The sequence below is a fragment of the Methanosarcina sp. WWM596 genome (genome assembly GCF_000969965.1).
GTDB lineage: Archaea > Halobacteriota > Methanosarcinia > Methanosarcinales > Methanosarcinaceae > Methanosarcina.
Window position 1 is genome coordinate 3,218,424 of record NZ_CP009503.1, and the last position, 26,687, is coordinate 3,245,110.

The 26,687-nt window shown below is 45.1% G+C and carries 26 protein-coding genes; 16 read left to right on the top strand and 10 right to left on the bottom strand.

Going from position 1 to position 26,687, the window contains the following annotated elements:
• The first annotated feature begins 80 nt into the window (after positions 1-80).
• From MSWHS_RS14180 to MSWHS_RS14230, 11 genes are all read left to right on the top strand, one after another.
• A complete protein-coding gene (locus MSWHS_RS14180) occupies positions 81-1,244 on the top strand; it encodes a formate--phosphoribosylaminoimidazolecarboxamide ligase family protein (protein ID WP_048129138.1) in 1,164 nt (387 codons plus the stop codon).
• Positions 1,245-1,658: 414 nt separating this feature from the next.
• Positions 1,659-2,858, top strand: coding sequence for a translation initiation factor IF-2 subunit gamma (locus MSWHS_RS14185; RefSeq protein WP_231585453.1), 1,200 nt, complete (start codon positions 1,659-1,661; stop codon positions 2,856-2,858).
• Positions 2,855-3,220 (top strand): DNA-binding protein, encoded by a 366-nt coding sequence (locus MSWHS_RS14190; RefSeq protein WP_048129134.1) that lies wholly within the window; start codon positions 2,855-2,857, stop codon positions 3,218-3,220. Before MSWHS_RS14185 ends, MSWHS_RS14190 begins: the two co-directional genes overlap by 4 nt.
• A 61-nt stretch (positions 3,221-3,281) precedes the next feature.
• A complete protein-coding gene (locus MSWHS_RS14195; protein ID WP_048129131.1) occupies positions 3,282-3,866 on the top strand; it encodes a DNA-directed RNA polymerase in 585 nt (194 codons plus the stop codon).
• A 31-nt stretch (positions 3,867-3,897) separates the two neighbouring features.
• Complete coding sequence (gene spt4, locus MSWHS_RS14200; RefSeq protein ID WP_048129129.1) at positions 3,898-4,083, top strand: transcription elongation factor subunit Spt4; 186 nt, start codon at positions 3,898-3,900, stop codon at positions 4,081-4,083.
• A gap of 1 nt (position 4,084) precedes the next feature.
• Positions 4,085-4,672, top strand: a complete 588-nt coding sequence (locus MSWHS_RS14205; RefSeq protein WP_048129127.1) for a GTP-dependent dephospho-CoA kinase family protein — start codon at positions 4,085-4,087, stop codon at positions 4,670-4,672.
• Complete coding sequence (locus tag MSWHS_RS14210; RefSeq protein WP_048129124.1) at positions 4,653-4,958, top strand: 30S ribosomal protein S24e; 306 nt, start codon at positions 4,653-4,655, stop codon at positions 4,956-4,958. The genes MSWHS_RS14205 and MSWHS_RS14210 overlap by 20 nt, the downstream gene beginning before the upstream one ends.
• A gap of 21 nt (positions 4,959-4,979) precedes the next feature.
• Positions 4,980-5,129: a 30S ribosomal protein S27ae gene (locus MSWHS_RS14215; protein WP_048129122.1), complete on the top strand. Its 150-nt coding sequence runs from the start codon at positions 4,980-4,982 to the stop codon at positions 5,127-5,129.
• Positions 5,130-5,510: 381 nt separating this feature from the next.
• Positions 5,511-8,573, top strand: a complete 3,063-nt coding sequence (locus MSWHS_RS14220) for a tetratricopeptide repeat protein (protein WP_048159253.1) — start codon at positions 5,511-5,513, stop codon at positions 8,571-8,573.
• Positions 8,574-8,630: 57 nt separating this feature from the next.
• Positions 8,631-10,367 (top strand): bifunctional N(6)-L-threonylcarbamoyladenine synthase/serine/threonine protein kinase, encoded by a 1,737-nt coding sequence (locus MSWHS_RS14225; protein ID WP_231585454.1) that lies wholly within the window; start codon positions 8,631-8,633, stop codon positions 10,365-10,367.
• Positions 10,360-10,914, top strand: coding sequence for an XTP/dITP diphosphatase (locus tag MSWHS_RS14230; RefSeq protein ID WP_048129115.1), 555 nt, complete (start codon positions 10,360-10,362; stop codon positions 10,912-10,914). The genes MSWHS_RS14225 and MSWHS_RS14230 overlap by 8 nt, the downstream gene beginning before the upstream one ends.
• 3 nt (positions 10,915-10,917) lie before the next feature.
• Here the strand turns inward: MSWHS_RS14230 and MSWHS_RS14235 are convergent, their stop codons facing one another.
• Entirely contained in the window at positions 10,918-11,208 is a 291-nt protein-coding gene (locus MSWHS_RS14235) for a hypothetical protein (protein WP_231585455.1), read from the bottom strand.
• 376 nt (positions 11,209-11,584) lie between these two features.
• On the opposite strand from MSWHS_RS14235, the gene MSWHS_RS14240 reads away from it, so the two are divergent.
• Positions 11,585-12,187, top strand: a complete 603-nt coding sequence (locus MSWHS_RS14240; protein ID WP_048129111.1) for a hypothetical protein — start codon at positions 11,585-11,587, stop codon at positions 12,185-12,187.
• Between the two features lie 33 nt (positions 12,188-12,220).
• Here the strand turns inward: MSWHS_RS14240 and MSWHS_RS14245 are convergent, their stop codons facing one another.
• On the bottom strand, positions 12,221-12,952 hold the full coding sequence (locus MSWHS_RS14245) for a cyclase family protein (protein ID WP_048129110.1): 732 nt from the start codon (positions 12,950-12,952) through the stop codon (positions 12,221-12,223).
• 75 nt (positions 12,953-13,027) lie between these two features.
• Entirely contained in the window at positions 13,028-13,213 is a 186-nt protein-coding gene (locus MSWHS_RS14250; protein ID WP_048129108.1) for a DUF362 domain-containing protein, read from the bottom strand.
• Between the two features lie 161 nt (positions 13,214-13,374).
• On the opposite strand from MSWHS_RS14250, the gene MSWHS_RS14255 reads away from it, so the two are divergent.
• Positions 13,375-14,436: a radical SAM protein gene (locus MSWHS_RS14255; protein ID WP_048129106.1), complete on the top strand. Its 1,062-nt coding sequence runs from the start codon at positions 13,375-13,377 to the stop codon at positions 14,434-14,436.
• A 237-nt stretch (positions 14,437-14,673) separates the two neighbouring features.
• A complete protein-coding gene (locus MSWHS_RS14260; RefSeq protein WP_048159255.1) occupies positions 14,674-15,258 on the top strand; it encodes a metal-dependent hydrolase in 585 nt (194 codons plus the stop codon).
• Positions 15,259-15,557: 299 nt separating this feature from the next.
• On the opposite strand, the gene MSWHS_RS14270 is transcribed toward MSWHS_RS14260, so the two are convergent.
• The 6 genes from MSWHS_RS14270 to MSWHS_RS14295 all read right to left on the bottom strand — a co-directional run bounded on the left by MSWHS_RS14270 (position 15,558) and on the right by MSWHS_RS14295 (position 21,712).
• The gene (locus tag MSWHS_RS14270; protein ID WP_048128946.1) at positions 15,558-16,694 is read right to left on the bottom strand and encodes a DUF362 domain-containing protein; all 1,137 of its coding nucleotides are present in this window, start codon (positions 16,692-16,694) and stop codon (positions 15,558-15,560) included.
• A 185-nt stretch (positions 16,695-16,879) separates the two neighbouring features.
• Positions 16,880-17,872, bottom strand: coding sequence for an NAD(+) synthase (gene nadE / locus MSWHS_RS14275; RefSeq protein ID WP_082088138.1), 993 nt, complete (start codon positions 17,870-17,872; stop codon positions 16,880-16,882).
• A 94-nt stretch (positions 17,873-17,966) separates the two neighbouring features.
• Positions 17,967-18,983, bottom strand: a complete 1,017-nt coding sequence (locus tag MSWHS_RS14280; RefSeq protein WP_048128951.1) for a hypothetical protein — start codon at positions 18,981-18,983, stop codon at positions 17,967-17,969.
• On the bottom strand, positions 18,964-20,442 hold the full coding sequence (locus MSWHS_RS14285; RefSeq protein ID WP_048130523.1) for a class I adenylate-forming enzyme family protein: 1,479 nt from the start codon (positions 20,440-20,442) through the stop codon (positions 18,964-18,966). Before MSWHS_RS14285 ends, MSWHS_RS14280 begins: the two co-directional genes overlap by 20 nt.
• A 5-nt stretch (positions 20,443-20,447) precedes the next feature.
• Positions 20,448-20,693 (bottom strand): acyl carrier protein, encoded by a 246-nt coding sequence (locus MSWHS_RS14290; protein WP_048128953.1) that lies wholly within the window; start codon positions 20,691-20,693, stop codon positions 20,448-20,450.
• A gap of 338 nt (positions 20,694-21,031) precedes the next feature.
• Positions 21,032-21,712 (bottom strand): 4'-phosphopantetheinyl transferase superfamily protein, encoded by a 681-nt coding sequence (locus MSWHS_RS14295; protein WP_048128955.1) that lies wholly within the window; start codon positions 21,710-21,712, stop codon positions 21,032-21,034.
• A gap of 516 nt (positions 21,713-22,228) precedes the next feature.
• Between MSWHS_RS14295 and MSWHS_RS14300 the strand changes: the two genes are divergently transcribed.
• Positions 22,229-22,948, top strand: a complete 720-nt coding sequence (locus MSWHS_RS14300; RefSeq protein ID WP_231585456.1) for a CDGSH iron-sulfur domain-containing protein — start codon at positions 22,229-22,231, stop codon at positions 22,946-22,948.
• A 383-nt stretch (positions 22,949-23,331) separates the two neighbouring features.
• Here the strand turns inward: MSWHS_RS14300 and katG are convergent, their stop codons facing one another.
• Positions 23,332-25,530, bottom strand: coding sequence for a catalase/peroxidase HPI (gene katG, locus MSWHS_RS14305; RefSeq protein ID WP_048128959.1), 2,199 nt, complete (start codon positions 25,528-25,530; stop codon positions 23,332-23,334).
• Positions 25,531-26,085: 555 nt separating this feature from the next.
• On the opposite strand from katG, the gene MSWHS_RS22435 reads away from it, so the two are divergent.
• Positions 26,086-26,259, top strand: coding sequence for a transcriptional repressor (locus MSWHS_RS22435; protein ID WP_369798605.1), 174 nt, complete (start codon positions 26,086-26,088; stop codon positions 26,257-26,259).
• The last annotated feature ends 428 nt before the right edge of the window (positions 26,260-26,687 follow it).

Genomic DNA, 26,687 nt, shown 5'->3' on the forward strand with positions numbered 1-26,687 from the left:
GAGATACATCACATATAATACCTCGAAAAAGCTGAGATACATCACATATAATACCTCGAAAAAGCTGAGAGACATCACATATGATTGACAGGAAAGAAATTAAGGAAATCGTTGAAGGCTATTATGCGCATGCTGATAAGATAAAAGTGGGGACAATTGCCTCTCACTCGGGACTCGACATCTGCGACGGAGCAGTTGAGGAAGATTTCAGGACCCTTGCAGTCTGCCAGGCAGGCAGGGAGAAGACCTACACCGAATACTTCAGGGCTCAGAGAGACCATTACGGGAAGATCAAGAGGGGAATTGTCGACGAGGCAGTTGTCTATAAAAAATTTAACGAAATCCTCCTGCCCCAGAACCAGCAGAAACTGGTTGATGAAAAAGTGCTTTTTGTCCCTAATCGCTCATTTACCTCCTACTGCAGCATCGATGAGATCGAAGAAAATTTCAGAGTGCCTGTGGTAGGGAGCAGGAACCTCCTCAGGAGCGAGGAACGAAGCGAACAGCAGAGTTACTACTGGATCCTTGAAAAAGCAGGGCTTCCCTTCCCGGAAAAGATAGAGTCTCCCGAGGACATTGACGAGCTAGTAATGGTAAAGCTCCCCCATGCAGTAAAGACACTTGAAAGGGGATTTTTCACGGCTTCAAGCTACGGGGAATACCTGGAAAAATCTGAAGCCCTTATAAAACAGGGAGTGATTACGCGCGAAGCTCTTGAGAATGCCAGGATCGAGCGTTATATTATAGGACCCGTGTTCAACCTTGATATGTTCTACTCTCCAATAGAGCCAAAAATGAGCAAGCTGGAGCTCCTTGGCGTTGACTGGCGCTTTGAGACCAGCCTTGATGGGCATGTGAGGCTTCCTGCCCCTCAGCAGATGGCTCTTGCCCAGCATCAGCTTACCCCGGAATATACCGTTTGCGGACACAACTCATCCACCCTTCGCGAGTCCCTCCTTGAAAAGGTCTTCAAAATGGGAGAAAAGTATGTAAAAGCTACTCAGGAGCATTATTCACCTGGAATTATAGGGCCTTTCTGCCTCCAGACCTGTGTGGACAAGGACCTGAATTTCTATATTTATGATGTGGCCCCGAGAGTAGGTGGCGGGACCAATGTACACATGTCAGTCGGGCATTCCTATGGCAACTCACTCTGGAGAAGGCCGATGAGTACGGGAAGAAGACTTGCCTTTGAGATCAGGCGCGCTCTGGAGCTCGAGAAACTTGATATGATCGTCACATAAATTTATTAAGGCTTTCCGGCATTAGTAGATATGAGTTGTGCAGGATACCGTAAACTTTAAAAGTATCATCTGAATCTGCTAAATTCAAGCCGTAATTAATAATTAAATTACATAACTTTCCCGGGTTTCCAGCTTGGAAATTCAGAATTTGCCTAGGGGAAGGGGTTTGGGCTAATGTAAAGCCAGTTTCAGTAAAAATCCCGCTTCAATTTACAGATTACATAAAATCAAGGACCACATAGTGAAAATTAAAGATCAGATTAGGTTTAGAGTTGAAGTCTGCAGACCCGGGGGAAAAAGCAGTTAAATAATCCCTGAAGGCACAGATTTCAGATAAATACCTGCCTTATATCAGATTATCTTCACTTTACTGGAGGAAACTACAACTTGAGTCAGCCCTGTGTTAATATCGGCATGGTAGGCCATGTCGACCATGGAAAAACCACACTTGTTAAAGCTTTATCTGGCGTGTGGACGGATACGCATAGTGAAGAAGTAAAAAGAGGTATTTCGATAAGATTGGGGTATGCAGACTCCACATTCATGAAATGCCCGAAATGCCCTGTTCCACAGGGTTATACTGTGGAAAAGACCTGCCCCAACTGCGGAGAAAAAACGGAAGAACACCGGATAGTGTCTTTTGTAGATGCCCCTGGGCACGAGACCCTGATGGCAACTATGCTTTCAGGAGCTGCAATCATGGATGGAGCAGTGCTCGTAATTGCCGCAAACGAAGACTGCCCTCAGCCCCAGACAAAAGAACACCTTATGGCCCTGGACATAATAGGGATTGAAAATATTGTTATCGTGCAGAACAAGATTGACCTTGTATCCAGAGAGCGCCTTGTCGAGCACTACCACCAGATAAAGGAATTTGTCAAAGGTACGGTCGCAGAAAATGCACCTGTAATTCCGATCTCAGCCCAGCAGAACATCAACATCGATATCCTGATCGATGCCCTGGAAACCCAGATCCCGACTCCTCTACATAAAGCAGGCAAGCCTGCAAGCATGCTGATCGCCCGGTCTTTTGACATTAACAGACCCGGAGCCTCAATTGATGAAATCCATGGAGGAGTTATCGGAGGCACCCTTACAGAAGGCGTACTTCACCCCGGAGACGAGCTCGAGATAAGGCCTGGAATCAAAATCACCACCGAAGGCAGCACTAAGTGGGTTCCGATCCTGACGACTATCTCATCCATTTATGCAGGCGCAACAAAGGTAGAGGAAGCAACTCCCGGAGGTCTTCTGGCTGTCGGAACCTACCTTGACCCTACCCTGACAAAAGGCGACTCTTTAACCGGACAGATTGCAGGTGCACCGGGCACTCTTCCTGAGACCAGGCACCAGTTTGTCATGGAATTACACCTTCTCGAGAGGGTTGTGGGAGTCACCAAGGAAGAAAAAATCAATGAAATCAAGACCAGTGAACCCCTTATGCTCAATATAGGAACCGCAACGACTGTAGGTGTGGTAACAAGTGCCCGGAAAAATGAAGCCCAGGTGTCACTCAAGCGCCCGATCAGTGCAGCAGTCGGGGCGATGGTTGCTATCAGCAGGAGAATCGATTCCCGCTGGAGGCTCATTGGAGTAGGGGTAATAAAGAGTTGAAAATCATAATTGATACAAACGGGTTCATGATCCCTGTCCAGTTCGGAGTGGATATTTTCGAAGAACTGAAAAGGCTGGGTTTTAATGAGTTCTATGTACCTGAAGCTGTTGTATTTGAAATCGAAAAACTCATAAAGCGGGAAAAAGGTTCAAACAGAACAGCCGCGAAGGTTGCCAGGTCCATGATGGACAGGTGCAAGAGAATAACCGGTACGGGGCATGCGGATGATGTGATTCTCAGGCTCGCGGGCGAGATGGAAGCGGCCGTTCTGACAAACGATATAGGGTTGAAGCGCAGGCTTGTCGAAAACAGGATCCAGACCGTGTCTCTGCGCCAGAAAAACAGACTGGACGTTGTCTGAAACCCCACCGGACATTTCCGGGCAGCAGTTCCATTGATTAAGGTTTACGGGTGATTAGCAGATGTATAAATTAATGAAACTCGTTGATACTGTTCGCATCCCTCCTACCCTTCTCGGGGAAGAAGTGATGCCTACCATTAAAAACGCGTTACGGGAAAAACTTGAGGGGCAGGTTGACAAAAAACTTGGCTCCCTCGTTGCGGTTTACAATATCGACGAGGTTGGAGAAGGGCATATCCTTGTCGGAGACGGGGCCGTATACTATGATGTGACATTCGAAGCAATAATGTTTCTTCCAGAGCTCCAGGAGATTATCGAAGGTGAGGTCGTGGAAGCTGTTGGCTTTGGAGTATTCATAGGAATGGGTCCAATGGACGGGCTGCTCCACGTAAGCCAGATTACTGACGACTTCATTTCCTATGATGCCAAAAACGCAAGGCTTGTCACTAAAACCGGAGGCAAGTCAATTGCTGAAGGGGACCATGTAAGAGCCAGAATTGTTGCAGTCAGCATCAATGAAAGGGAACCAAAAGAAAGCAAGATCGGGCTTACCATGCGCCAGACTGCCCTTGGAAAATTGCAGTGGCTCGAAGAAGCCCGCAGGAAGAAGCAGCCTCAGGAAATCACAGGTGAAGAGACTACCTGAATAAAAAAGAAAGCAAAAGAGAGGATTTGCAATGTCAGAAAAAGTCTGTCGACACTGCTTGAGGGTCCTGGAAGGGCAAACCTGTCCTGTTTGCGGAACTTCAGACCTTGCAGAAGAATGGAGTGGACTTGTTATAATTCTTGACACGGAACGCTCGGAAATCGCAAAAAAACTCGGGGTTGACATCCCGGATAGATTTGCTTTGAAGGTGCGCTGAGTTGAGTGTTCATATCGAACTTCCAAGAGAACTTCGCCCACTTATGAAAAGACCCCTTGGTACTTTATACAGGGGGAAGGGCAGGGATACAGTAGAAAAGTTTATAGAAAAGCTTGCTAACCCCACAAAACTTATATCCGTAGGGGATGTTACTACCTTCCACTTGCTCGAAGCCGGGATTATTCCGGACATCTGTATAGTGGATAACCGCACCAAAAGGAAACCGGTATCCAGTGATGTGTCGGCCCGGAACAGGGATAAGGTCTATGAAGAAGTTTCGGTTGACAATCCCGCAGGGATTATCACCGATGAGCTGATAAAAACCCTTTGTGAAGCGTTTGCCTCAGAAAAGTTTCTCCGCATTTTTGTAAGAGGAGAAGAGGATTTGGCAACCCTTCCGGTAATCCTTATGGCTCCACTGGGGTCTGTGGTCCTTTACGGACAACCCGATGAGGGTGTGGTCTTTGTAGAGGTCACTGAGGAAAAGAAGGAAGAAATAAGGGCTCTTTTTGAAAGGCTCATCAGCAAAAATCAGAATAATGAATTGGATAAGATACGGAGAATTCTAGATGGACATAAATATCCTTAAAGATAAAAAAAATGCACTTTTAAACAGAAGGGAACTGGATTTCATTGTGAAAGATGAAGGTTCAACTCCTTCCAGAAGTGATGTAAGGAACAAACTTGCTGCAATGTTAAATGCCCCCCTTGAACTGTTGGTCATCCAGAGGATCAAGACTGAATACGGAATGCAGGAAAGCAAGGGTTATGCCAAGCTCTACGAAGATGTAAGCCGCATGAAAGAAGTAGAACAGGAATTCATCCTGAAAAGGAACCCTGCCCCGGGAGCAGAAACTGAGGAAGAAGAGGCGTAAGCCTTACTGAGGTGTATAAACATGGCAGTAAAAGATTACTACAAAGTCCAGGGCGACTCCGTAACCAGACTCAAACAGTTTTGTCCAAGATGCGGACCAGGTATATTCCTTGCCGACCACAAAAACCGTCTCGCCTGCGGGAAGTGCGGCTATACCGAGTTCAAGAAGTAATTCGCTTCAAGAACCAATCTAACTCATTTTTCAACCCGAACCGCAGGAGTTTTTCTTGCGGTTCTTTTCATCATGTCCTCCTCAAGAGGACATAAACCTTTCAAGTTTTTTCTTTGAAACCTTTCAAGTTTTTTCTTTGGAACCTTTCAAGTTTTTTCTTTGGAGTATCTCATCCTTTTTCCTTTGGAATCGTTCAGGCCTTTTCATGAAGCGCTCTTTTGCAGCAAGCTTTTTTTGCAATATATACCCAGAAGCTGAGCCTGAAGATAAAGCTAGATCCTGAATTTAGTAAATAAGTAACTATTTTCTGTAGTCGTATATATAGCCTGGCGCATATATAATTCTACACAAATATTTTATGAAGACAACTCCCGGGGGAATATGCACTCTCTTTATGCCAGAGCCTGGTACAGTAAAGCCCTTGCTCTTTTGAACCTGAAAAATCCGATCGAGTCAGAGAAATATTTTGAAAAGGCTCTTGAAGCTTTCGATGCCCTGCTTGAAATAAACCCTGAGGATACGGTCGCCTGGCAATATAAAGGAAAAATACTGCGGTACATGGACCGGCCTGAGGAATCTCTGGAGGCTTTTGAAAAGGTCCTTGTTTTTGACCCGGACAATGTCCCTGCCCATTATTTTAAGGGCATGACACTCGGGTACCTGAACCTTCCTGAGCAGGCTCTGGAGGCTTTCGAAGAGGTATTTGAAAGAGATGCAAAACATGCAGGAGCTCTTTACTATAGCGGGCTTGCCTTATACCGATTGGGGAGGCACATCGAAGCAGTTTCAGCCCTTTCAGGGGCTCTGGAAATAAATCCTGATAACCCTGGAGCCTGGTACCACAGGGGAGCCTCCCTCTACATTCTGGGAAAGAGTGTGGAAGCTCTTGAAGCTTTTGAAAAAGCACTGGCACTGGAACCCTTAAATGCAGGAGCCTGGGAAGGCAAGGCAAAAGCATACCTTTCTCTGAGAAGAAAAAGGGAAGCTTTGAATGCATGTGAAAAAGCTCTGGAGCTTGAACCTGCTTCTGCAGGAGCCTGGAAAACCGGGGGAAAAATTTTGGAAAGCATTGGGAAAAGAGAAGAGGCACTTGAAGCTTTTGAAAGAAGCCTTACTCTTGAACCCACGAATGTAAGAAACAGGGTTGAAAAAGGCAGGCTGCTCGGAAGCCTGGGAAGATATGAGGAAGCACTTCAGGTGTTTGAAAGTGCACTTCAGATGGACAGTTCTCTTACTGAAGCCAAAATCAACAGGGGAAAAGCCCTGCTGGCTCTTGGAAATTACCAACAGGCTCTTGATTCTTTCAGTAATACTCTTAAAGAAGACCCCAAGAATTCAGAATGCTGGGGGGAGACGGGCAGGTGTTTCTTTGTCCTCGGGAAATATTATGACGCAATGCAGGCTTACGAAAAAGCTCTCTCTTTTGGGTCCGAAAATAGCTGCACCCTGAGCGGCATTGGTGAAGTTTATTATGAGCTTGGGAATTATTCCGAAGCTCTGGAAGCTTTTGAACAGGCTATAAGGCTTGATTTAGAAAATGCCTTTGCCTGGAATGGGAAGGGAAATGTGCTCTGTAAACTCGGGAAGTATAGGGAAGCCCTCGAAGCTTATGAAAATCTCCTTACGCTTGATTATGAAAGCCTGCCTGCCCGCTACAACCGCGGAGTTGCCCTTTCCAGGCTTAAAACCAGGCAAAATGACGCCGAAGAACCTCTTGAAAACCAGCTCCAGACAGCTTTTAAAAAATACCTTGAGCTGTCCGGGAATCTTCCTGAGAATAAAATTGGGGCTGCTAGCTGGAAATACAGGGGGATTGCTCTTGCTGAACTTGGAGAATATAAAGAAGCACTTAAAGCTTTTGACAGGGCGGCGAAGTACAGACCAGAAGATATTTCCCCTCTGACCTGCAGAGGAATTGTCCTCATATGCCTTGGAAAATATGAAAAAGCTCTGGAGGTTTTTGAGCAGGCAGAAGAGAGTTTTTACACAAACATAAGCTCAGAAAAAGCTAGAGAGATCAGTGAAGTAATAAAAGTGGAAATGCCCAGGGTTCTGGACACTGCCGGAAAAAAGCACATGCTGGAAATGCTCATGATCGCCAAAGGTTTTGCCCTTGAAGCTCTTGGCAGATATGAAGATGCCCTGAAAGCCTTTGAAAGTGCCAGAAAACTGTCGGGAAACGGAAAAATCGCCTTTTCCGGGAAAGGCATTGTATTTGTACACTGCGGAGAATGGAAAAAAGCCCTGGAAGCATTTGATAGTGCCCTTATCTTCGATCCTGGAGATACTCTGGCTTCGGCAATGAAAGCCTTTGCCCTGATAAGGCTTAAGGAGTTTGAGGAAGCTGTAAAGGTTCTCGAACGGGTCACAGCCGGGGATACATGCCCGGATCTTCCCTTCTACCTGCTGGGTTTTGCCTGTTCAAAGCAGGGAGATTTTGAAAACGCCTTGCAGGCGTACAGAAAAGCAACTGAAGCAAATCCGAAGAACATTCATGCCAGGAATGGGCTTGCAGAGATATATTTCAGGCTTGGGAACAGCAGGGGTGCGTTAAAAGAGCTTGAAGCTTCAATTGCAGAAGCTCCGGAAAATGCATTTTCAAGGAACCTGAAAGGCAGGGTGGAGCTTGAAGAACAGGCATGTGAAGACGCTCTTGAGTCTTTTCGGATGGCTCTTGCCCTGGATACGGAAGACAAGAGGCTCCTGCTCTGGGACGTATATGCCAGGTATATGTATGCAGAAACTTCTTTTGAAGAAGATAGTGCACGTTTCAGATACATACTCCTTGCAGCTGCCGGAAAACTTGAAAAGGCAGCTATTTGCCGGGAACCGGAAGACAATGAACTGAAAGCTTACGCCCTGTACTTCCTGGGCTTTTTTTACTATAAAGCCCGTTACTTCCGAAAAGCCTCCGAAAGGCTCGAAGAATGCCTGAAACTTGAAAATTCCAGGGAGGTAAAACAGCCTGCTGCCCTCTTCCTTAAAAATATCCGTACCGGCCATCCAGGATCTGCCTGGTGGGAATGGTGGTTTGCTTCGGAAACATACGGTTTCATTAAAAAAGCAGGATTCGGGCTAATTTTCCTGATAATCTTCAGCTTGCTGCTGTCCCACCCTGCAGCCTCAACCCTTCCCTTCGTATCCTGGCCGGCATCCATTATAAGCCAGGTTTTTTATCCGAATGGGGAAAACAGTGCCTTATGGGCGCGTTATGGAAAGGAGTATGTAGTCTCGATTCTGATTTTGTCCGCTCTCCTGTTCCTTCCGGCGTTCAGATTCAACAGGTCGGGACGGGAAGAACTTGAACTTGAAACACTTACTCCACCACCTCTGGACTTTGACATCCCTTCCTCCATTCTGGAAGAGTTTAAGGAAAGGCTCGAAAAAAATCTGTTCTCTCCGGAACCCATGAGAGAAAGCATGGAAAAGCTCGGGAAGTTTTGAAGCTCCGGAAAAGAAGGTGAAGCTCATAAAAGAAAGATAACTCAAAAAACTTCAAGGATGTCAGAAAAGCAAATGTATATAACCCTCTCCGATATTATCGAAGGCAGTGATAGCAAGCAGAGGAGACGCACCGGAAGGAGAGTGGAAGCCGTGAAAAACACATTCATCCTTGGAATCGAGGGTACTGCCTGGAATCTGAGTGCCGCAATCGTGACTGAGAACGAAATCATTGCTGAGGTTACAGAAACTTATAAACCCGAAAAAGGCGGAATTCACCCAAGGGAAGCCGCCCAGCACCATGCAAAATATGCAGCAAGTGTAATCAAAAAACTCCTTGCAGAAGCAAAAGAAAAAGGTGTAGAGCCTTCGGATATTGACGGAATAGCTTTTTCTCAGGGCCCCGGACTCGGACCCTGCCTTAGAACCGTTGCAACAGCAGCCAGGATGCTCTCCCTGTCTCTCGGGATCCCACTGTTAGGAGTCAACCACTGCATCGCCCATATAGAAATAGGGGTCTGGCGAACCCCGGCAACCGACCCTGTAGTTCTTTATGTAAGCGGGGCAAATTCCCAGGTAATCTCATATATGGAAGGGAGGTACAGGGTCTTTGGTGAGACTCTTGATATTGGCCTGGGAAATGCCCTTGATAAATTTGCGCGGGGAGCTGGCCTGCCTCATCCCGGAGGGCCTAAAATCGAGGCTTGCGCTAAAGACGCAAAGAAATATATCCATCTCCCGTATGTGATTAAAGGAATGGACCTCTCATTTTCCGGGCTCTCAACAGCTTCAAGCGAAGCCCTGAAAAAAGCTTCTCTTGAAGATGTCTGCTATTCATATCAGGAAACAGCTTTTGCAATGGTTGTGGAGGTTGCAGAACGCGCCCTTGCCCACACAGGAAAAAAGGAAGTGCTGCTGGCAGGCGGTGTAGGTGCAAATACCAGGCTTCGCGAGATGTTAAACGAGATGTGTGAAGCCAGAGGTGCAAAGTTCTATGTGCCCGAAAAGCGCTTCATGGGCGACAACGGGACAATGATCGCATATACCGGGCTCCTGATGTATAAGTCAGGAAATACTCTCTCCCTTGAAGATTCGCGTGTGAACCCGAGTTTCAGGACCGATGATGTGAAAGTGACCTGGATAAAGGAAAAGGAAATGAAAAAGGTCCCTGAAATTTCTCCTGAGATATTCCTCAGGACTCCCCCCGGAGAGATGCTTGACAACGGGGCTGAAGCTGTTATTTACCTTGAGGATGGACCGGAAGGAAAGAAAGTGCTTGTTAAGGAAAGGGTTCCCAAGGTTTACAGGCACAGAGGAATAGATGAGAGGATCAGGAGAGAAAGGAACCGGACAGAAGCCCGCCTGATGTCTGAAGCCAGGCGCACAGGAGTGCCTACGCCAATCATCTACGATGTTGAGGAATTCAAGCTCAAAATGCAGTTCATCGAAGGAGTTCCCATTAAGTATCTTATAACCCCAGAGGTTTCGGAAAAGGTCGGAGAGCTTGTTGGCAGGCTACACAGTTCAGGTATAGTACACGGAGACCTTACCACTTCAAACCTCCTGCTTGCAGGCGAAAGGCTTTACCTTATCGACTTCGGGCTTGCTTATTTTGATAAAAGCCTGGAAGCCAGAGGTGTGGACGTCCATGTGCTTTTCCAGACTTTTGAAAGTACACACCGCGACCACGAAACCCTTGTTAAAGCTTTCAAAAAAGGGTATGGAAGTACTTTTATAGGTTCAGAGGATGTACTCAGGCGAGTAGAAGAGATAAAAAAGAGGGCTCGCTATGCATAAGATTATCTTTGTTACGGGAAATAAGGGCAAGTTTGCCGAGGTAAGGGATATCTTCAAAACTTTCGGGATCGAAGTCATCCAGAACAAAAATGGTTATCCTGAACTCCAGGAAAATGAACTTGAACCGATTGCTGCTTACGGGGCACAGTATGTTGCAAACAAACTGAACATGCCTGTGATGGTAGATGACTCCGGGATATTCATAAATGCTTTAAACGGTTTTCCAGGCCCCTACTCCCGTTTTGTGGAAGACAAACTGGGAAATCTCAAAGTGCTCAAAATGATGGAAGGAGAAGAGGACAGGACCGCATATTTTAAAACCGTAATCGGATATTGTGAACCCGGAAAAGAACCCCTGGTCTTCCCTGGTATTGTGGAAGGGAAGATCGCATACGAAGAGCGTGGAACAGGTGGTTTTGGATATGATCCTATCTTCGAATACAGGGGCATGACCTTCGGGGAACTCGGGGACGAAGAAAAGAATAAGGTTTCCCACCGGCGCAGGGCTGTAGATAAGTTCCTGAAATGGTTTTCCAGAAAGTCTTAACTTTTATTCTTCCAATTTGTGCTTGAGCATATCAAGAGCCACACTGAGCTGATTTAAACCCAGTTTAAGGGCAACGGTAATGACCTTGTTATTTGAAGTATGGCCAAACTCTCGTTTGATTGCAAATAAATCCATTATGCACTGCTGGTCCAGAACGAGAGGCCCATCAAGCAAGTCTTTTGAGGTAGGCTTTTTGTCTTTAATTTCAGTTTTCTTTGGCTCGGTTTTTGACCCGTTTTCAGATTTTGCCGTTCCTCCTCCAGCTTCAGGTCTCGGCCCCTGTAAGTATTCCATTTGCTGGAGGCATTGAGTCAGGCAAATATTTTTTATAAATTCTTCAACTTCCATTTCGTTAAGAGCTGCATACTTTTTTATTCCCTCAAGTTGTTCCTCAGAAAAAGGGATACATAACAGATTTTCGTCGCATTCCTTGTTTATTCCAAACCCTCCTGTGTTTTCCGATGAATTGTACTTTTCACTTACTGTTTATATTTTAAGTGTTATCCTATTCCAGCTTTTTTTGTATTCAAGCTTTCTTTGATTAGTCTTCTCCTGTTATTCTTTAACCTGTTCTTTATCTTCAAGTTTTCCTTTTTGTTTTAAACTGCCGGAAAAATACCTCCTCCGATGGAGTAAAATTTTTTATTATGTAAACCTCATTTATCGTTATATGAAAAAATTTGTTTTAGACACTGTGGCCGCAGACACGATCCCACTTAAACTTGTAGTATATCTTGGGCTTCTGGCTACAGTAGTGCTCCTTCTGGCCCAGGCCTGGAATGTAGTAGCCTCGCCTGTCCTTCAGGAAGCGAAAATTAAAACCCAGGCAGAAACAGCCTCCCTTTCCCTTCTCTCGATCCAGGGGGGGTATGCCCGAGACCCTGCAGACAGGTACAGCCCTGAAGGGAGCATGTGCACCCTGACCTTTTCTCTCCCGCTGTCTGTCAGGTACATCAGTTTCGGAGTGGACCCTGATCAGGAATGCAATGGCAACCTGACCGACTCCGGGTGGATTCCGGAAAACAACACCCTTATCTACCAGTACAAAAACGGAGTTAAAAAAAGAGTGCTGATTGAAGGAGATGCCATTCACTTTATAAAAGGCATCCAGAATCCGGAAAGCATCTGGATTCCTGCCGAAAGCCAGGACAGCAGCGAGACGTCATCAGTGTTCGAAAGCACAGCAGTAGTCATAGAATCCCCGGTTTCAGGTGAGTTTCTGTTCGAAATGGTTACCCAGGACGGCATAAGATACACAATGGCCCGGTTCTGATCAGGAACATATCAGGAACATATCAGGAACATATCAGGAGTCCGAAATCAGTAACGCTCTTGCCGGGGCTCCATCGCAGCCCTCAACTTTCAGGGGAAGGCACAGGAAAAAATACATTCCGGCCTCGACTGAGCTGAGGTCAAGACATTCCACGATGTTCACGTTATTTGAAAGAAGCGTGTGATGAGCAGGCAGGCTTTCTGAGGAGAGGCTGTCCACGGAAAAAACATCGATTCCTACTGTTTTGAACCCATTCTGGACAATCCAGGCTGCAGCAGTTGCATCAAGGTAAGCAGATTCCTCAAATACCCTTTTCTTATCAAGTCCTCCTACCCGAAAGCCCGGTATTTCCGGACTTTTTTCATTTCGGACAGAAGCCGTTGTTTTCAGGAGGAGAATGGAAACATTTTCAGTATTTTTCTGGTCATTGTTTCTCTGGTCTTTGTAAGCCTTATCAAGAATATTGCCTGTCAATGCCCCGTTTATTTGGGAAAAATCCAGAACAACCGCCTTACCCATAAGGTTTTCAATGTTCAGTCTGTCAACTGAAAGTCCATCTTTCAGGATGTGAGAAGGAGCGTCAACGTGCGTGCCTGTATGGCTTCCAAGACTCAATCTGGATACTGCACAACCGTCATTTTCAAGAGTGAGGAACTTTTCGATTGAAGGCTCGGGGTCTCCAGGAAAGATAGGGGTAAAAGAAGAAATAGGGACTGTAACATCTATGATCTTTCCCTTAACTGGGATTTTTTTCGGGTCAAACATCTCTTTCCGACCTTTTCCTGACTTTTTCGGACTTTGTTCTGATTTTTTTGGATTTCAATCAACTTGATTCTCATGTCATTCCATGTAAATAATGGATCTGTTAGTACATTCATCTATGCATTTCATGCAAAGGTTACACTTTTCAGGATCAATTTTTGCAAGCTCGTTTTCTTCATAAATGGCACCTACAGGACATACATCCTTGCATTTTCCGCACCTTTTGCAGCCGAAAACTACAACATATCCTTCCTTCTCTGACATCAGTGAACCTTTGGTATCTGATAGATATATTTATTTCTGAACCATTAAGTTTTGAACCGGATCCGGATTAATTTCTTTTCATTTAGTGGATCTCATTCGGAGACAGGGGAGGTATCCGGAAACAAGCCTTATATAGGACAAAAGTATATGCAGTCTCAGGTATGGAAAAGTTATCCAAAGATGAGACAGGCTCCTTTTGCAGTTACCTTTCAGAAGGCTGCAGGCTATGCCAGCAGGGCGCCAAAATGGTGCTCTTTGTAACGGGTCTGTGCCCTAAAAGCTGTTTTTACTGCCCACTTTCCGATGAAAGGCATGGAAAAGACCTGGTTTTTGCAAACGAAAGGCTTGTAAAAAGCGATGAGGATTTGTTGAAGGAAGCGGAGCTTATGGATGCCCTCGGGACAGGGATTACTGGTGGGGAGCCTCTAATTAAAGTGGAGAGAGTCCTGCACTACATTCACCTGCTTAAGTCCTCTTTTGGGAAAGGTCATCATATTCACCTTTATACTTCTCTTGCTCCTGATAGGGAAACCCTTGAAAAGTTAGCAGAAGCAGACCTTGATGAAATCCGCTTCCATCCTCCGCAGGCAGTCTGGGGAGAGCTTATGCACAGCCCTTATGCAGATACCCTGCGAAATGCAAAAGATCTGGGGATGGAAACCGGAATAGAAATTCCTTCCCTTGAAGGGGCAGAGAAAGTTGCGGCTTTCGCAGAGGAAATGGGAATTTTCCTTAACCTGAACGAACTGGAATTTTCTGATAATAACTCAGATGCCCTGTATAAAAATGGTTTTTCCCTGGAATCAGATATTTCCTGTGCTGCTGCCGGGTCCCATACTTATGCTGAAAGTGCTTCTAGTATGTGTAAAAGAGTTCATTTCTGTTCTTCGACCTATAAAGATGCAGTCCAGTTGCGCAAAAGGTTTCAGAGGATTGCAAAAAATACAGCAAGAGAATTTGATGAAATCACGGAAGACGGCACTCTTATCTATGGGGTCATCAACGGAGGGAACCAGGAACTTGCAGAAGAAATTCTCAGGGATACAGATGTTCCAGATAAATTTTTCGAAGTAAAGGAAGGAAAAATTGAGGTAGCCTGGTGGGTGCTTGAAGACCTTAAAGCCGAGCTCAAAGAAGAACTTGAACCCCTTGGGACAAGCCTTTTCATTATTGAAAGGCATCCTTTTGAAGACGGGCTGCTTGTTGAACTTATCCCTCTATGAGGGCATCTGCCCGGATTTATATCCTAACTCCTTTTAAATAAAATGGACCAAGATTTTTTCAGCGAATTCACTCAGAAGAAATATCTTATAAAAGACAGGTCTAATAGAAGATAGATAAAGAGTTTAGAGAACTGCTAATCTTCTCCATGATTTGATCAAATCTGGAGATCCTAATGTTCTAAAATCCGCTTCGTGTGAAAAAATACGCTATATCCTATATTTGAAAAAGGATCCCTTATGCCATATCCGGTCGTACATGTCCTGTTTTTTTTGTTTTGCGTCTGCGCGGTAGCTGTATATGCTACAACAAAGGCGCTCTATTGCAGAGAGCTCTCATTCAGAAACTCAGGGACACTACTATTGCTGATGTTTGTAGGTGGTTTATGTACTCTGTTCCCGGACATAACGGCTGTATATAATCTACTCGTAAACGGCACTATAGAACACTGCTGGATTGGCTCGGTCCCGACGCATTCATTCCTGTTCAGTTCTACTGCAATTCTGTTCGGGGGGGTTGTCGGATATGTTGCATACAGGGAATTCAATAAAATAGTATACATGGCAATTTTTGCAGAGTCTGCTTTCCTCACACACCTGCTGTTAGATGATGTAACTACAGGATACTGTTATTATCTCTATCCGCTTTATAATAAACCTCTCAGTGTATCCTCAATGATGACTACAGAATTCACAGGGACTGGCTTTTTTCATTATCTGATCGCATCTTTTGTATCTGTTTTCTGCATATTCGTTGTAATATTAATGGCACTATTCGCTTTGAGCCAATTTGGGTTTGAATTCAGTTACAGAGCTGAAAAATGATTCCGGATCTGGTGATATACTGAACAAAAAACTCGTAAATCAGGTTTGGAGATCATCTACGCCATCAAGCTTTTTGACAACTCGAGCCGGATAACCCAGAGCAAGACTTTTTGGAGTGATATCCCGGTTAACTACGGAGCTGATTCCTATTATGGAGTTTTCCCCGATCTCTACCCCCCGGGTAATTATGCACCCCGGATTTACATAATTCCCCGCCTGATTTTATGGGAGCTATAGTCCTCGGATACGCCTGTCCTGTGGTCAGGTTGCCTCTTGAATTATCTTCTCATGTGATAGCCTTATCGGATTCTACTTCGGGTTATAATTTTTAGGAGTAAAGACTTTTTTATTTCTACTGCATCATTCGGGCACATTTCACGACAGCAGTAGCACTGAATACATTTTTGCTGGTTGATTTTAAGTGTCCTGCCCACTTCCTCAATTGCATGCGCTGAACAGTTCATAACGCAGGCTTTACAAAGCACACAGTTTGAAGTGTTTATAAAAGGTTTTACAGTTAACTGTTTTCGAAGAATTCCAATTACAAAAGGCGGCAGGTAAGCCGTAATCCCGCCTTCCGACCTTTTGAACCTGACCTTTACTTCTTCCAAAGGTATGCCAACAACCTCCGGATGTTCAGCTCCAAACCCTCTTGAAAGTGCAGCTTTGCTTGTAGGAACTTTTAAAGGATCGATTCCGATGAGCTCAGAGGCTACAATATCCAGAGCTACACAGTCATAACTTGCCATGACCACGCCTGCAAAGACAGGTGTGCCGTTCGAGGGGCCATTCCCTTCCATTCCAATCACCCCGTCCATAACTGCAAGATGAGGCTTGGCGATAGAGTAAATATCAACAACTGCGTGCCCAAAACGGTCACGGTATTCCAGGGCATGGGCCTGTTTTCTTATTTTCTGAGGCACTACCCCAAAGAAGTTTTTGACAGCCCCTGTATAGAGTGTTAGTTCGTGCGTCTTGAGTTTTGGAAGTGAGATTACCACATCGGCCTCAAGGACTGCTTTTGCTATGTACAGGCGTGGGAAATACCTGGCATTGGGAACAGATACCTCGGTGTAACCTGAGGTCTCGAAATTGATAAGCTCTGCACCGAAAGCGGATGCGACACCTTCAATTCCCGATGCACGAAAAGCTTCCGAAGTTGTGGTATAACCTGGTTTCGAAATCCCTGACCCGTCTCCTATTACAGGAATACCTCCCGCCTCCAGGACCAGTTCACACATCGCGGATACTACTGCAGGATGAGTGGTGACCGCGTCCTCCGGAGTCCGTATAGCAAGCACATTGGGTTTAAGAAGCACACGATTGCCCGGAGATATAACGCTCTCAAGCCCGCCTATCAGGGCGAGTGCCTCCTTAATCGCACCTTTTACATGTGAATAGTCTGGGCAACGTACAATGGAAACTCTTGTGTTCATAAAACCTCAGCAGGAAATCCGTTAAATCTTCAGATTTAGTGGGTAGTTGATTCTTATCCGTCTTAATTGCTGATCGGGTTAACGTTGGCTCCAAATGTTGATTTTGTTGGCCGGTAAGAGGAAAAACTTTCAAATGATTTTTCTGGAAGGGCCCACATTTAATCTAAGTATTTGCTCCATGTGAATTACATGTCCAGATAGAAGATAGGCGGAGCAGCCCTTATATACTCGGTGGTATCTTTTACCCTCTCAATGTGCTTCCAGGCTTTTTCTATAGTATCTCTGGGCATACCGGTGTTCTTTTCAGTAATCTCTAAAGACAGTTTATGTTCCTGGGCATACAGGAGCTGGTCTATAATGTGCATGGGCATACGCCAGTAGAACTCCTCATCAGTCGTATAATGGCTCCAGGTGTCGGCACTTGGCGGACGCTTTATAATTTCCTCATTTACCCCGAGGTGTTTTGCCAGAGCATAGATCTGAGTCTTGTAGCAATCTGCAAGAGGCTCGAGGTCTACGCCACCGTCCCCGTATTTCACAAACTGACCAAGGACAAGTTCGGTCTTGTTGGTTGTGCCGCACACCACGTAATTCATCTTTTCGGCATATATATATTGGACTACCATTCTTGATCGCTGTTTGACCCCCTGCAGCCCAATCAGTTCCAGATAATCATTTGCTTTCAACCTGTGCTTGGCAACCGTTTCCCCGTCTTTTATCAGCCTGATATGAGGAACGTTCAACAATCCCTGATTCAGGAAATCAGGCAGCACGAGTGAGGTTTTATGTATTTTGGGGTCGTATTCCGGACAGGTCTTTTTTATAATCTGTTCCTTTTTGTTGTAAATGTCAAGAGCTTCAATGATTGGAGAAATAGGAACTTCCTCATATGAAACTCCCAGGTTTTCACAGACTTCTGCCCCCAGAATTTTGCTTGAAGGAGCCGATTCTTTTTCCGGAAGAAGTAGACCATATACGTTTTCCTTTCCGAATTCCTGTACGCAAAGCGTAAGAGCTACAGCTGAATCAATACCCCCCGAAACCCCTAAAACCACTCCTTTTTTCTTAAAAGCCGTGACCTGCTCTCTTATAAAGCCCCTGAGTCTTTCAGCAAGCTTATCAGCATCTCTGTTGAGTTCTTCCTTTATATTAACATTAAGTTCTTCCTTTACCTGCATATTATTTACTCCTAAAATGATTGAAATGTTTATTTTTAAATGATTGGACTGTAATTCAAAATCAAATCGTTTAAATAAAATAGTTTAATCATGTTTAAGAGTCTTTTATATTCAAGTTAAGTTTCTCTGCAACTTCCTCTATAAGAAGCGGCGATAGTTCCTGGTTAAGTTTTTCCAGTCCTTCTTCCCTTGGCATTTCCCCACTTCGGACAAGTCCTGCTATGTCAAAGGCATATGGATGGAAGCCGTACTTTTTGAAGTGGTTGTAGCATGCAAAAGAATTCAGTGTACAGTTAGTTGAATTGCTGTCATTGAGGTCAGGAGCTTTCCACCCGAGCCCTATTATTGTTTCAAGCACTTTATCCTCACTATATTCCCAGAGACAGAGAGGGTGCAGCATGAATGGAGCAATCTCCCCTATATTTTTAATGACTTCATTTTTTATAAGGAACGTCTCATCTTTGTCATCAATACCTATTTTTTGAAGCTGCTTTTCAAAAAGGTTCCTTGACCATTGTATGAAATTAGCTGACAGATTGATTATGGGCTTTGGAGACTGTCCTGCTGTAAAAGCAAATATAATAAAAGGAGCGTTCTGAACTATGGCCTGTTCCAGCAATTTCTGCTTAATGACGCTGATGCAGATATTGCATATGTCGCTTGCCCTGTATTTGGCAAACTTCGGGAAAGCATCATAGGATTCGGCTGCCTTTCGGAAGAGCTCGTACAGGACCTCTGTTTCCATTGTAAGCTTAAAATAGTCGCATCCTGCAATCTCACACATTTTCTTTGCATTTACTACGGCATAATCTGAAGTGAACCCGTTATCAAACTGGACAGCAAGTATTTTTAAGAAGGGATAGTCTTTTTTGAGTTTGTAAAGGGTGTATGAAGAGTCTTTTCCACCTGAAAGTGCAAATATCACATCATAATTGCCCTTGCCGCTGTATTCGTTAAAGAGTTTTTCAATCCTGTTGAGATACTGCTCCTTTTCCTGTGAAGAAAGAGGAACGTAAGTCTCACAGAAATGGCAGATACCGCTTTCTTCGTTAATTTCTATACCTGGAATATCCGAATCCAGAACACACTTTTTACATACTCGCTTTGACATGCTGATACTCCTCTATAATGGACCTGTTGGAGATTTTCCCGTTCTCGTTCAGCGGAAGATGGTCAATGAATAAGATCTCTCTGGGGTATAGGTAGCCTGGCAGGTTCTTCCTGCAAAAAGCAAAAATTTTATCGACTTCGGTTTCCTGATTTGGTATGACCATGAGGCTGATCGCATTACCCATAAGCTCATGGGATATAGGCACAACAAAAACACTGGAGACCTCATTGTTCATCTCGATCTCTTTCTCGATCTCTCTCGGGTTAACCCGGTGGTCACCTATTTTTATGAGGTCGTCCTTACGGCCAAGGAGCTTGATGTATCCGCCTGAAAGTTTCTGTGCCAGGTCCCCTGTATGCATCCACCCATCGAGGATCTTCTGTTCAGTTGCTGCTTCATCATTCAGGTAACCCAGAAGGATATTGTCTCCTCTGGCTACAAGCTCGCCTGTGTTACCAGGATCTACTGGCCGGTTTTCAGAGTCAAATACTTCAAGTACAACCCCTGGAATAGCCTTTCCTATCGTATCGATAAATTCGTCTACGTCTTCTGCTGGCAGGTAGGCAAGCCTTGCGGTGGCTTCGGTCTGGCCGTACATTGGCAGAATCTGCGTACCCGGACTTAATTCTCTTATATTCCGTACAATAGCCCGGTCCATGGCTCCTCCGGCAGATGCAGCGGTCCTGACATTTGCAAAGGATTTTTTGAACCTTTCCGGGTATCTGAGAAGAATACGATAGGTGCTGGGTACTCCATAGAATATGGATACTCCGGATTCAATGATATTGAAAACTGGTTCTATGAAATTCATTGTTCCAGTATGGATTGACCCCCCGGCCATCAGGTGGGAATTGATTATTGAATTCCCGAAGGCGTGATGAGGAGATATTACCAGTGCTGCTTTATCTTTTGGGGTTATGTTCAGAACCTCGATTATTGATCTGGCATTTGAGACCAGGTTTTTATCGCTTAGCATAACTCCTTTTGGAGTGCCTGTTGTGCCTGATGTATAAAGCACCAGCCTCAGCTCGGGATTATTTCTCTCGAGTATCACTCTTTTGCTGAGAGTCTCCACTGCAGTATCATCTGATACAACGATCACAGTTCTAAAACGCTCAAAAAATCCATCTCCAAATCGTAAGTACTGTCTTTTCGTTGCAATTATGTTATTGATGCGTGCAGTGTCAAGGATTCGTTCGAGGCTTAACCCTGGCAATTCGATTGGCAGGGGTATTGCAATGTTGCCTGACCGATATACTGCCATAAGTATCTTTATGTAATGCGTACCGGACTCAGCCAGTATTGCAAATCCGCAGTGCTCAAAGTCAGTCAGAGACGAGGCAATTGTGCTTATATCCTCATCAAGGCAGCTGTAAGAAATGGACTTTTTGCCCTCTTCCAGAGCAATTTGATGAGGGGTATTTTTGGCGTGTTCAGCGATATAAGCATCAATTCTCATAACCTTCACTTCGTCAGTCTGATTATCAGATTAGTGATCCCCTGTAAAGTATCGAAATTCTCCGGAGTTAGCATATCTTCGGGAATTTCGATAGAATATGTTTCACAGATATAGTCTATCAATTCGAGTAAACCGATAGAATCTATGATGCCGTTCTGGGTGAGCGAGTCACTATCCTCAAGAACAGTTTCTCGCTCCATGAAAGAATTGTCCTTCAAATAATCAAGTATGCTATTTTTTATCTGTTCCATATAATTTTACCCCTTTACTCAAATTAGATTATTAATTGCAAATCACACACACTTTGTCAATAGTAATTGAAAGCCCTGCAGTTAATTATGTAATAAAACTATATAAGTAATTTGAAAGATTTCCTTGCTGGAAGAAAAGCATTGGGATAAAAGAAAGTCAAAAGAGCTTAAACACATCAGGTTATGGTACGCGATTCAAAATGGAGTCCATACAAAAAAAGTAGTTATGTTCAGAAAAAAATAGCGATTCCGACTTTAGGCATGTTTATCAGGACTGAACTCTTCTCCGGATTTTAATCTGTTTTTTCCGGTATATAAGGTTATCAAACACTCTTGCCTCAAAAATTGTTGATTTTCTCAAGACGGCTTATATTAATAGTATGTAGATTCGAGTCAGTAATGACAGAAAGGATGTATTTATTGTCTAATAGATAGCTTGAATAAAAAATCTGATTGAAATCTGGCTCTTTGCTGAGAATTGATAACATGGTTTTATTAGTAAACTTACAATAGGCCTCTTTCAGAGTCCACATCGTCAAAATGTCTGTATCACTCATAGATTTATCAGTATCTGAAGATGATGTTTGAAGGTATTTTAAAGTATTTTTTAGTGCCATTGGCCTTTTAATTTCTACATCAATACCAACCTTAACCTTTGAAATTGCAAGAGTTACGATATTTTCAGAGTAGGATATGCAGATATGCAACTTTTTATGGTTGAGTATATGGACTTCTCCAAACTCGTCTTTATAAGTAGAGATATCCTGGACAGAACTTTTGTTAAAGAGATAGTATAGAATATGTTTCAAAACCGTTCTGGAGACAATATATCTTTTTTTGAAATATATGGTTTGAAGTTTTTCCAGATATTCTCTTTCGATGTTGTTGAGACATTCCATACTCAGTGTGTCATAATTATCCGGATCAATAAGAAAGATAAGAACATCATTGTGTTCCCATAAGTGAGGGATGTTTTCCGGAGGAACTGAAGAGAGTGTCATTAAATTCTCAGTATACATGCATGCAGCTCAAGGTGTGTTTACTACAGTTACGGGAGTTAACTGTATATAAAACTGTATATTATATCCTACATTCGCAACGCCCATATCATCGAAATAGATCGCCCGCTTGGTTAATTTGGATATACACGATGAATCGCTCCCGTCCCACTCTTACTATTACCTATAACTACAAAAGAGTAGATTATTCTGAGACCTGTAGATTAGTGCTTTTAAGCTTGGAAAAAAGGTACTCAGTTAATGTCTATAACCTCAAAGTATAACCGAATTGCATCTATTTATGAGCTGATAGATTTGCCTCTTGAGATTTTCTTTTTCCGGAAATAGAGATAAAAAACACCTTTAAACTTGAATAAGAAGGCATTGAAAGTCGGAGTAAGGACTGGAAGGAATTTGAAGTTCTATTCATCTCATTACTCGATAATGAATCGGAAAAACATAGATATTATCAATGAGGTGAATAGTCAGACTAAACATCCAGTACTGCATTATAAGAGGTAATGGGAGACTATTATTATGGCAGTCAATGAGGACGAGATGAGGATTAAGATAATCAAAGCCGGACCGTATCGGGTTACAGGTGGAGTGCCGCTTTTCGAACAGGTAATTGTCATCGACGACGCTGGCCACACCAGAAAATTAATTGATATAAAGGAATACCCTCAGAAGGAAGCCTATATCTTATGCCGCTGTGGCTCATCCAAAAACAAGCCCTTCTGTGATGGGACCCACCGTAAGATCGGTTTTGACGGTAGTGAAACTGCCAGCAGAAAGCCTTACCTGGAAAAGGCGGAAACTGTTGAAGGTCCTGATCTAAAACTTACCGATGCCCATGAGCTCTGCGATCATTCCCGTTTCTGCCAGCGGGCTGGAGGAATAAGGGATCTCATACAAAAATCCGATGACCCGGAAGCCCGACAAACCGCTATAGAGGAAGCCATGATCTGTCCGTCGGGACGGCTGGTCCTGTGGGACAAGAAGACAGGCAAGCCCTTTGAAAAAGAATTTGAAGCATCTATTGTACTGGTTCACGACGAACAAAAAGGTTGTGAAGGCCCCCTTTGGGTTCGAGGCGGTGTCCCCATTGAATCTGCCGATGGCAGCATGTACGAATCCCGGAATAGAGTAACCCTCTGCCGCTGTGGGAAGTCAGAGAACAAGCCCTACTGTGACGGCAGCCACTGGATGAACAGCCAGCAGAAGCTCGAGTTCAGGAAGAAATGGGGCCTGAAATGAGTGAGTTCTTTGATTCATAGAGATTGTTAACTTGCGGAAATAATAATCTCACATAACAATCAGGCAATCCAAAAGCCAAAATGTAGGCAATCAATGGGCGATTCCGTGATAAAAAATAGAGAATTCGAGGATATTCTTCTTTATTTCAAAATATCCTCAAACTTCTTCTGGCTCTACATATGTTGCCAAAGTCCATCAGCCTGCAACAAATTTTCGATTGCACGTCTCTGAATAGCTGGAATGGTGACATGGCTCAGATCGGCCACAAGTTGCCAATCATATGTTTCTGCTCTGTCTTGTCAAGTGCCCGATACCTTTCTCCAGCCTGAGCAAAGTCGTTTGTTTTGAAGAGCTTCAAGCCCATGGTGACGTTTATGCTACGATCAGGCGAGGTCGAAGCGATCAAGGTTCATTACCTTTGTCCAGGCCGCCACAAAGTCCTGGACAAACTTCTCCTGTGCGTCTGCGCTTCCGTAAACTTCGGCCAGAGCCCGGAGCTGGGAGTTCGAACCGAAGATGAGATCAACACGCGTGCCGGTCCACTTGACTTCGCCAGTCTTGCGATCACACCCTTCAAATATGTCCTTGGCGTCCGATATCGCCTTCCACTCCGTGCCCATGTCAAGTAGGTTCACGAAAAAGTCGTTGGTTAGCGTTTCTGGTTTCTGGGTAAAAACACCGTGCTGGGTCTGCCCGAAGTTGGTATTCAGCACGCGCATGCCGCCAACGAGCACTGTCATCTCTGGTGCGGTCAGTGTCAGCAATTGCGCCTTGTCAACCAGCAACGCCTCGGCTGATACGGTGCATTGGGTCTTGAGGTAGTTGCGGAAACCATCCGCGACCGGTTCGAGTAATGCGAAAGAGGCTACATCGGTCTGTTCCTGAGAGGCATCCATGCGCCCTGGCGAGAAGGGGATCGTCACATCGTGACCAGCATTCTTCGCAGCCTGTTCGACGCCTGCACAACCGGCCAGAACGATCAGGTCAGCAAGTGAGACCTTCTTGTCACCAGAAGCCATGCTGTTGAACTCGCTCTGGATACCTTCGAGAGTTTTCAGCACTTTCGCCAGTTCGGCCGGCTGGTTGACTTCCCAATCCTTCTGCGGCGCGAGGCGAATTCGTGCACCGTTCGCACCGCCGCGCTTGTCGGAGCCACGGAAGGTGGACGCCGATGCCCAGGCGGTCGAAACCAGCTGCGAGATCGACAGCCCAGAGGCAAGGACCTTGCCCTTGAGGGAGGCAATATCTTTCTCATCGATCAACTTGTGATTGACCGCGGGGATGGGGTCTTGCCAGATGAGTTCTTCGGCAGGAACCTCCGGACCGAGATAGCGGGCGCGTGGACCCATGTCGCGGTGCGTCAGCTTGAACCACGCGCGTGCGAATGCTTCCGCTAATTGATCTGGGTTCTCGTAGAAGTGTCTTGAAATCTTTTCGTAGGCAGGGTCGAACCTCAAGGAAAGGTCAGTGGTCAGCATGGTTGGCGCATGGCGCTTGGAAGGGTCATGGGCATCCGGAATCGTGCCGGCGCCGGCACCATCTTTTGGTTGCCATTGATATGCACCAGCCGGGCTCTTCGTCAATTCCCATTCGTAGCTAAAAAGGATCCGGAAGAAGTTGTTGCTCCACCTCGTTGGCGTGTTGGTCCAGGTGACCTCCAGGCCGCTGCTGATCGTGTCACCACCTTTGCCGGTGCCGAAGCTGCTCTTCCAGCCAAGGCCCTGTTCTTCGATACTGGCTGCTTCTGGCTCAGGCCCGACATGGGATGCAGGACCAGCACCGTGGGTTTTGCCGAAGGCGTGACCCCCAGCGATGAGTGCAACGGTCTCTTCGTCGTTCATGGACATGCGAGCGAAAACCTCGCGGATATCCTTGGCCGCCGCGATCGGATCCGGGTTGCCGTTCGGGCCTTCCGGATTGACATAGATCAGTCCCATCTGCACGGCGGCGAGTGGATTTTCGAGGTCTCGGTCACCGGAGTAGCGTTTATCCCCACCCAGCCATGTGTCCTCGGAGCCCCAATAGATGTCCTGATCCGGCTCCCAGACGTCCTCGCGACCGCCTCCGAAACCGAACGTTTTGAATCCCATCGTTTCCATGGCGACGTTGCCTGCAAGAATCATGAGGTCGGCCCATGAAATCTTCCGGCCATACTTCTGCTTGATCGGCCAGAGAAGGCGACGTGCCTTGTCCAGGTTGACGTTGTCCGGCCAACTGTTGAGCGGTGCGAAGCGCTGCTGGCATCTCCCACTCCCGCCGCGGCCGTCACCGGCACGGTAGGTGCCGGCGCTGTGCCATGCCATGCGAATGAACAAAGGACCATAATGGCCGAAATCCGCCGGCCACCAGTCCTGCGAATCGGTCATCAGCGCCGCGAGATCTTTTTTCACAGCCGCCAGGTCGAGGCTCTTAAACTCTTTTGCGTAATTGAAGTCCTCGCCCATCGGGTTGGACTTGGAAGAGTGCTGGTGCAGGATTTCGAGCTTCAACTGGTTTGGCCACCAGTCGTGGATCGAAATGTCTCTACTGATTTCTTGTTTGTTTGCTCTGCCCGTCACAGGATTTTTTCTGTCGTCAGTCATAAAGTTACCCACCATTGATTAAAAATTCAAGACCAAATCTCTAGTCTAGTAGCAATCTCTTCGATCTTGCCTCCTCTTGGAAGAATCTTGCCTCCTCTTGGAAGAATTGAGTGCCGATTACTAGAGGGCTTAATTTCAGTTCGCGTTATAAGAGCTTGAAATTTTCACATGCTGTTTTGCCATGTCTAATTTGTTATCTTTTAAGATCTGAACGGCATAAGCCTCCTTATAGGCTTCATCATAATACAGTTCATGTCAAGCCCATCAGCTATGATTTCAAACAGTTATCCTCTTGTCGAGTTTGCCTTTTCAACCCAGGAAGTTCGTTACTTTAGGTCTTCGATCCCGATTCTGGCTATATTTACCCCTTTAATAATTACTAATCTATCCTTGAAGAACTTATTCCAATTAATATTCAATTACTATAACCACAGATTTCTATTTAATATTGATTATTAATAATAATGAGCTACCAATAGCCTTCAGGACTCAGACTCATCCATAATCAAAGCTCTCCGCGGAAAAGGATACAGGACTACGCCCCAGAGAATAGCGATCGGTCAATTATTTCTCCACAATCTTGCCTACCTGGCGGTTCAGAGAATTTATAACGAAGTCAAGAAGGTCTATCCAGTATTCGGTCTTGCAACAATTTATAAAACTGTTCATACCTTGAAAGAGGCAGGTTTGATCCAGGAATTGAATTTAAAACAAATCAGGCAGATTTGATCCCAATATGGAGCCACACGCGCATCTGGTTTGCCTCCAGCGCAAAAACATCAAAGGCTGCACAGACTCCATGATTTCTTAAATTGTGGATCGGATATCGAATGAAGCAGATTTTTCTGCTGGAGAATGGAATTTTAACATATTTGGCATTTGCAGTAGCTGTGAAAGGAAAGCAGTAAAGCAGTAAGGATAAGGCCTAGAATGATGGCGGCAAAGAGTGGTGCGAAAAAATCTCAATTCTTAGCTCTCACTTTTCCAACCTCTTCCAAGAAATCCTGATAATGTCTCATGCTTTTTAAAGAATCATATCCCTGGAGACTACAAACTGTAGATTCTAGAATTCCAGCTTTTATTATCCAACTTTCTATAGTCTTTCGCGTGGTCTTCGCAGAGAGCCAATAAGGTTGAACTCCGCAGCTTCAGCCCAT